Source organism: Brevundimonas sp. UBA7534, from assembly GCF_002479325.1.
Lineage (GTDB): Bacteria > Pseudomonadota > Alphaproteobacteria > Caulobacterales > Caulobacteraceae > Brevundimonas.
This window is the reverse complement of sequence record NZ_DLMO01000061.1, coordinates 2,805-9,876: the sequence shown is the minus strand read 5'-3', so window position 1 is coordinate 9,876 and position 7,072 is coordinate 2,805. Positions and strand designations below refer to the sequence as shown.

Sequence of the window (7,072 nt, the reverse complement as noted above, 5' to 3'; positions counted from 1 at the left end):
GCCGCCGCCGCCGGCGCCGCCCTGGTTCCCGCCGAAGCGATCATCGACGTAATAGAGTCCGCCGCCGACGGTCAGCGGTCGCAGGACCCGGTAGGTGGTGAACAGGCTGAAGCTGTTCTTGGGCGTGTTCGCCAGGGGATCGCCCTCGAACAGGTTGGGAACCGGCTCGCCGTCCACGATCGTGACGGCGCCCTTCACCAGTTCGGACTCCATGTAGGTGTAGCCGCCGAACACCGTCCAGGCCGGAGTGATATTGCCGGAGACGCCGAGTTCGAGGCCCCGAACCTCGACTTCGCCGGCCTGAGCGTAGCGATCCACATCGACCAGGATCTGGGCGTTCTTGCGCGTGGTCTGGAACGCCGCCGCCGACAGCGACAGCCGCTCGCCGAACAGACTGGCCTTGGCCCCGATCTCGTAGCTTTCGGTGTCCTCGGGATCGAGCACATCGCCGTTCAGATTGCCCGAACCATTCGACGGCGCGCCGTTCTGGTCGCCGCCGCTGATGGTCGGCGGCGTCGAGGAGGTGGCGTAGGAAGCGTAGACGCTGGTGTTCGCCGTCGGCTTGTAGACCAGGCCGACCTGATAGTTGACGAAATCCCAGCTTGCTTCCGACGGGGTCGAGGTCGGGCTTTCGACGGAATAGTCGTCGTAGCGCAGGCCCAGATTCAGCAGCCACTTCTCGCCGAACGCGATCGAGTCGAAGGCATAGACCGCGACGGTGTCGGTGGTGTTCTCCGTCACGGCATTGCGCGCGATGGTTCCGGTCCACGGGTCGTTGGGGTTCGGATCGTAGACTTTGGTGCAGTCCAGGCCGGTCAGCGGCGCGGGGCAAGCCGTGCCGCTCGTCGTGGTTATGGCGTAGGACGCGTTGCGGTTCTCCTCGGTCGACAGCTCCAGACCAATGTCGAAGCTGTGCTTGATCGCGCCCGTCTGGAAAGAGCCATACAGGTCGGTGACGTTGGCCAGGGTATCCGTTGGGTTCCACCGCGATTTCAGGCCGCGTTTCATCCACCATTCGCCGCCGATCTGGACCGCGGTTCCGCCGTCTCCGGGATTGGTGACGACATAGTCGTTCAGCGTTTCCGAGTACCGAGTGGTGTTGCGGATCGCCAGGTTGTCGCTGAACCGATGCTCCAGCTTCAGCGTCACGCTGTCCACCTCGTTGCGCAGATAATCGCGCGCCTTCAGGCCGTAGAAGGTGTCGTAGGGGACGTTCAGGATGCGGCTGTCGGTGGTTTGGATCGCCCAGTTGTTGTTCAGCTTGCGGTCCAGGGGGATGCCGTAGTCGGGCATGGAGTCGCTGCGCAGGCGATAATAGCTGAGGGTCGCGGTCGTCTCGGTTCCCAGGCCGGTGGCGAACGCCATCGCCAGGCCGTACTTTTCGAAGTCCACCGCGTTGCGGTTCGGCACGTCGCCTTCCGTCGCCAGCAGGTTCAGGCGAAAGGCGGTCGTTTCGCTGAAGCGCCAGTTGCCGTCGATCGTGGCGCGGTAATAGTCGTCCGTGCCGGCGGCGGCGCCGACGTTGACGAAGTCGGTCAGGCGCGGCGCCTTGGACCCCAGGTTGATGCTGCCGCCGCCAGAGCCGCGGCCCGAATAGACCGAATCGGGCCCCTTGATGACCTCGACCTGTTCAAGGTTGAAGACCTCGCGCGACTGGCCGCCGGTGTCGCGAACGCCGTCGACGAAGATGTTGTTCGCCGAGGACTGACCGCGAATGAACGGACGTTCGGCCAGCGGCTGGCCGCCTTCGCCGGCGCCGAAGGTGATGCCGGGCGAGGTCCGCAGCAGGTCCTCCAGCGAGGTGGCGGCGGTCTGAGTGATGATCTGCTCGGGGATGATTGTCACGGCTCGCGGCGTATCCAGCAGGGGCGCCACATATTCCGGGCTTTCGGGCTCTCGCTTCTGAACCTGGCCATGCACGTCGATGGTGCCCAGGTTGGCCGGCTGCTGGTCCGCGGCGGTGACGACGATGTCGTCAGCCGCGACATCGGCGGCGACGGCGGGGGCGGCGACCAGCATGCTGGCGGCGCTGGAGGCGAAGAGAAGCGCGCGGAGAGAGGAAGCGCGGGATTCGGACATCTGGGTGCGACCTTTTGGCCTGATTTTGCGATGCGGTCGCAATAACCAGCTTCACATTGTCGCACAAGGTGAATTGCGAATTAATCTCAGTCGCGTCAGCTGACGATAATCATGCTTCGCGGCGGCGGCGAGGTTTCAAGGTCCAGCCAGGTCGGATCGGGCATGGCCCGGTGGGCTGCGGCCAGCGCCTCAGACCAGCGTCGACCGAGGTCGCGGAAATAGGGATCGTCGGCGTCGATCCGCCGCTCCATTCCCGTCAGCCTATCGCGGGGAACGACAATGAGATCGAACGGCGGCCCCACCGCGATGTTCGAGCGAATAGTGGAATCGAACGAGATCAGCCCCAGTTTCACCGCCTCGGACAGCGGCGTGTTCGGCCGCAGGGCCCGGTCGAGAATCGGCTTGCCGTACTTCAACTCGCCGATCTGGAGGTAGGGGGTATCCGGGCCGCACTCGATGAAGTTGCCCTGCCCGTAGATCAGATACAGGCCCATCTTGCCCCCGGCGATCTGACCGCCCAGCAGCATGGAGGCCGTGACGTTCAAGCCGTCTGCGGTCGGCGTCGGAGGGGTGTTGATGCTGGCGCGGACGCTGGCCAGCGCATGGCCCAGTATCTGAGCCGCGCGAAACAGGGTCGGCGCCGTCTCCAGAGTTTCCGGACCGGCCGAATCCGGCAGTGTGACACCCTCGCCGACCATCGAAAGCGCAGTCTGGGTGACGGACAGATTGCCCGCCGTGGCGACGGCCAGAACCCGCTCGCCGGGCGTCTTGAAGACGTGCAGCTTGCGATAGGACGAAATGTTGTCCACGCCCGCATTGGTGCGGGTGTCGGCGATCATCGCCAACCCCTCATCGACCAGCATGCCCACGCAATAGGTCATTGCGCCCTATCCGCTCCCCGCGTTGCGAATCGCCTGACGCTAGCAGATTCGGACGACATGGCGATCAGGACCATCCCCGGCTCTGATGTTGCTGCTGGCTCTGTTGCACGGGGCGCACATGAAGCGCGACCGTCAGGCTCTCCATCCCGCCGCCGTAGCTGGTTCCCCGGATGGGCGTGGCCCCCAGGGCGTCCAGACCGATGGCGATACGCACGTAGTTATCGGTCGGACAGATGCCGTTGGCGGGGTCGAAGCCGACCCAGCCCAGATCCTCGATCCAGGCTTCGGCCCACGCGTGGGCGGCGTCCTGATCGTGTTGGCCATCCGATCGGTTCAGATGACCCGAGACATAGCGCGCCGGCACGCCCGTCGCCCGCGCGCACGCGATGAAGATTTGGGCGTGATCCTGGCAGACCCCGCGTCTCATGTCGAAGGCTTCGGCCGCCGAATGGGCCGCCGACGTGGCGCCGATCTCGAACGCCACGGTCTGGTGGATCGCCCCCATCAGCCGATGCATCCGGTCCAGAGCGCCCCCGTGCCCCGCCTCGTTCGCGAAGTGGGTCAGCGCCGCATTCGGTCGCGTGAGCCGCGTCTCGCGCAGATAGACGCTAGGCGGCAGCTTCTCATTCTGCCCGCGGATGACACCCCCCGTGTCGACCGTCGACACCTCGCCCGTGACGCGGATGGTCAGGTCGTCGGTCGGTCGCTCGGTGTAGAGACTGTGGACCACGTTGCCGAAGGCGTCTTCGCTACGCCGTAGCCGGGCGTCCACGTCCGTCTCTATGCGCCAGTCCCGCACCTGCTGGCTCTCGCACGATTTGGGGGTCAGCCGCAGCATCTGGACGATGAACCGCGCCGGCCGGGCGTAGGCGTAGCGGGTAGCGTGGTCGATCCGTATCCGCATCGTCAAACCAGATACTGTTCGTGGATAGCGCCAGCCAAGGCGTTGTTCTCCTTGAGAAACGCCTGGATGTATTCATGCAGACCCGATTGGAAGATGTCCTCGATCCGGGCTTCGTTGAATTGCGTCATGCGATTGGACGCCAAGCGTTGCGCCGGGCCGCGGCGACCGTAATCCGCCGCCAGCTTTTCCAAATAGCTGACGATCATTCCCTGGCACGACGCCAGCGACCGCGGCATCTGCCGGTTCAGCACCAGTAGATCGGCCACCAGCCAGGGCCGGACGGACTCTCGATAGACCCAGCGATAGGCCGTCAAGGCCGAAACTTCCCGCAACAGGGTGGTCCACTGGAAATAGTCCAGCTGCCCGCCGACCCGTTCGCCGGGCGGGAGCAGCAGGTGGTATTTGACATCCAGCAGGCGCGCCGTGTTGTCGGCCCGCTCGATCGCCATGCCCAGGCGCAGGAACCAGTAGGCGTCGTTCCTGAGCATGGTTCGTGACGAGGCGCCTTCCACTGCCAGGGACGTGGACTTCACGAAGTCCAGGAAGTTGGTGAAGTCGTCGCGCCGGGTCGGTTCACCCTGCTCCTTCAGACCGTTCCAGGCCCCATTGATGGCCTCCCACAACTCGATCGTCAGGGCGGTGCGGACCGATCGCGCATTGGTCCGGGCGCGGGTGATGCAGGCCTTGATCGAGGTCGGATTGTCGGCGCCGAAGGCCAGATACTCCCTCACCGACTTTTCCGAAATCGACCGCCCCGAGGCGTCGAACCCGGTCTTGACCCCGGACGAGGCGATGGCCCCCGCCCAGGCGGTTACGGCGGCGTGATCCTTGGCCGGCAGGGCGGCCAGCCGAATGGCGGCCTCCAGGATACGCGCCAGGAAGTCAGCCCGCTCCATGTAGCGGCCCGTCCAGTAAAGGCTGTCAGCGGTGCGAGAGAGCATCAGTTATCCAGCACCCAGGTGTCCTTGGTTCCGCCGCCCTGACTGGAGTTCACCACCAGCGACCCCTCCTTCAACGCCACCCGCGTCAGGCCGCCGGGCGCGACGCGCACGCCCGCCGGGCTGGACAGGACGAACGGCCGCAAATCCACGTGGCGCGGCGACAGGTCCGCGCCCGCCAGGGTCGGCGCCGTCGACAGGTTGAGCGTGGGTTGAGCGATGAAGTCGTCGGGATCGGCGATCAGCTTTGCGCGGAAAGCCTCGATCTCGGCCTTGGTGGACGTCGGTCCGACCAGCATGCCGTACCCCCCCGATCCCCCGACCTCCTTGACCACCAGCTCATCCAGCTTGGACAGCACTTCCTTCAGCGCCTCGGGCTCCCGGCAGCGCCAGGTCGGCACGTTCTTCAGGATCGCCTCTTCGCCGGTGAAGAAGCGGATGATTTCGGGCATGTAGGTATAGACGGCCTTGTCGTCCGCGACGCCCGTTCCAACCGCATTGGCCAGGGTCACGCGACCAGCGAAATAGGCCGACATCAGCCCCGGCACCCCCACCGCCGAGTCCGGCATGAAGGTCAGGGGGTCGATGAAATCGTCGTCGATCCGGCGATAGATGACGTCGACGCGCTTGGGCCCCTCGGTCGTGCGCATGAAAACGGTGTCGTCGTTGACGAACAGGTCGCCGCCCTCGACCAACTCCACACCCAGCTTGTCGGCCAGGAAGCTGTGCTCGTAATAGGCCGAGTTGTAGGGACCGGGCGTCAGCACGACGATCGTCGGATCCTCTCCCGCCCCGGCGGGGGCCGAAGCCTGCAGCGACCGCAGCAGCATGTCGGTATAGATTTCGACCGGCCGCACGGCGTGTTCCGCGAACAGATCGGGGAACAACCGCATCATCATTTCGCGGTTCTCCAGCATGTAGGAGACGCCGCTGGGGGTGCGGACGTTGTCTTCCAGCACGTAGAAGCCGTCTTCGCCCGTGCGGACCAGATCGACGCCCGAGATGTGGCACCAGACGTCGCCCGGCGGTCGGCGTCCCTGCATCTCGGGTCGATAATGCGGATTGGTCAGGATCAGCTCGGGCGGGACGATCCCCGCCTTTAGACAATGCTGCGGTCCGTAGATGTCCTTGAGAAAGGCGTTGATCGCGGTGACGCGCTGCTTCAGCCCCTTTTCCAGACGCGACCACTCGTCGGCGCCGATGATGCGCGGCACCACGTCGAAGGGGATCAGCCGCTCGTTGGATTCCTCGTCCCCATAGACGGCGAAGGTCACCCCCATGCGTCGGAAGAACAGTTCCGCCTGGCGAGAGCGCGCCTGCAGAAGGTCGGGTGGCGCAGTCTGCAGCCACGCCGCCAGCGTGCTGTAGCTGTCGCGGATCTTGCCGGATCCGCCGCCGGACATTTCGTCGAAAGCCTTCGTCATTCGCCCCCGCCGCGATGAGAAATCACAGAGTGATGGGCACGGAACGGAAAGCGCAACAGTTTTGTTGCAGTGCGGCGAAGGAAGTCAGCCAGCCGCCACCGCCTTCATCGAGACGGAGACATCCGCCAGCTTGGCGGCGTCCACCGGGGTCGTGGCTGCAATCAGCTTCTTTCCCGCCATGAACTCGGGCGGAGCGTTGACCGCCTCGACGCAGACCACCTTGTCGCCCGCCAGGTGGAAGACGGCGAAGGCGTCGGCGGCGGGGTCGCCCCTCAGCACCTGCCGGTCCGCCTCGAAAGGCAGGCCGGCGATCTGCAGCTTGAATTCATACTGATCGGACCAGAACCACGGAACCTCCGGTGCGGGACCGGGCCGGCCGACGATGGCGGCGGCGGCCTGTTTAGCCTGTTCCAGTGCGTTCGGAACGCTCTCCAGCCGGTGATGAACCCCGCCATGAACCGGGATCGGCCGTCGCGTCATGTCGCCTACGGCGAAGACGAGCGGGTCCGACGTGCGGGCCTGTTCGTCCACAACCACGCCATTGTCGCACAGCAGTCCGGCCGAGCGCGCCAGGCCGTCGCAGGCGACAGCGCCGACTCCGACCAGGACGGCGTCCGCCTCGATGACCGCGCCGTCCGACAGGGTGACGCCGTCGCGGGCGATGGCCGTCACCTCGGCGTCGGTCAGGATTTGCGCCCCATGCGCGCGGTGCTGCTGGGTGAAGAAGTCCGACAGCGTCTGCGACGCCACGCGCGCCAGGACGCGCGGCTCTCGCTCGACCACCACAGCCTCGGCGCCCAGGGCGCGCGCGGACGCCGCCGCCTCCAGCCCGACATAGCCGCCGCC

Annotated in this window: 6 protein-coding genes; all 6 read right to left on the bottom strand. The window is 65.7% G+C overall.

Going from position 1 to position 7,072, the window contains the following annotated elements; all coding sequences use genetic code 11:
- The coding region (locus tag B2U11_RS04580; protein WP_292070252.1) for a TonB-dependent receptor at nucleotides 1-2,079 on the bottom strand (2,079 nt) is incomplete at its 3' end.
- A gap of 95 nt (nucleotides 2,080-2,174) precedes the next feature.
- On the bottom strand, nucleotides 2,175-2,960 hold the full coding sequence (locus B2U11_RS04575) for a peptidase (protein WP_292070251.1): 786 nt from the start codon (nucleotides 2,958-2,960) through the stop codon (nucleotides 2,175-2,177).
- Between the two features lie 64 nt (nucleotides 2,961-3,024).
- Nucleotides 3,025-3,864: a transglutaminase family protein gene (locus B2U11_RS04570; RefSeq protein WP_292070250.1), complete on the bottom strand. Its 840-nt coding sequence runs from the start codon at nucleotides 3,862-3,864 to the stop codon at nucleotides 3,025-3,027.
- A 2-nt stretch (nucleotides 3,865-3,866) separates the two neighbouring features.
- Nucleotides 3,867-4,805 carry an alpha-E domain-containing protein gene (locus B2U11_RS04565; protein WP_292070249.1) on the bottom strand — a complete coding sequence of 313 codons (939 nt, stop codon included), beginning with the start codon at nucleotides 4,803-4,805 and terminating at the stop codon, nucleotides 3,867-3,869.
- Nucleotides 4,805-6,226 carry a circularly permuted type 2 ATP-grasp protein gene (locus B2U11_RS04560; RefSeq protein ID WP_292070248.1) on the bottom strand — a complete coding sequence of 474 codons (1,422 nt, stop codon included), beginning with the start codon at nucleotides 6,224-6,226 and terminating at the stop codon, nucleotides 4,805-4,807. Before B2U11_RS04560 ends, B2U11_RS04565 begins: the two co-directional genes overlap by 1 nt.
- 84 nt (nucleotides 6,227-6,310) lie before the next feature.
- Nucleotides 6,311-7,072 (bottom strand): NAD(P)/FAD-dependent oxidoreductase (locus tag B2U11_RS04555; protein WP_292070247.1); only part of this gene is annotated, 762 nt, incomplete at its 5' end.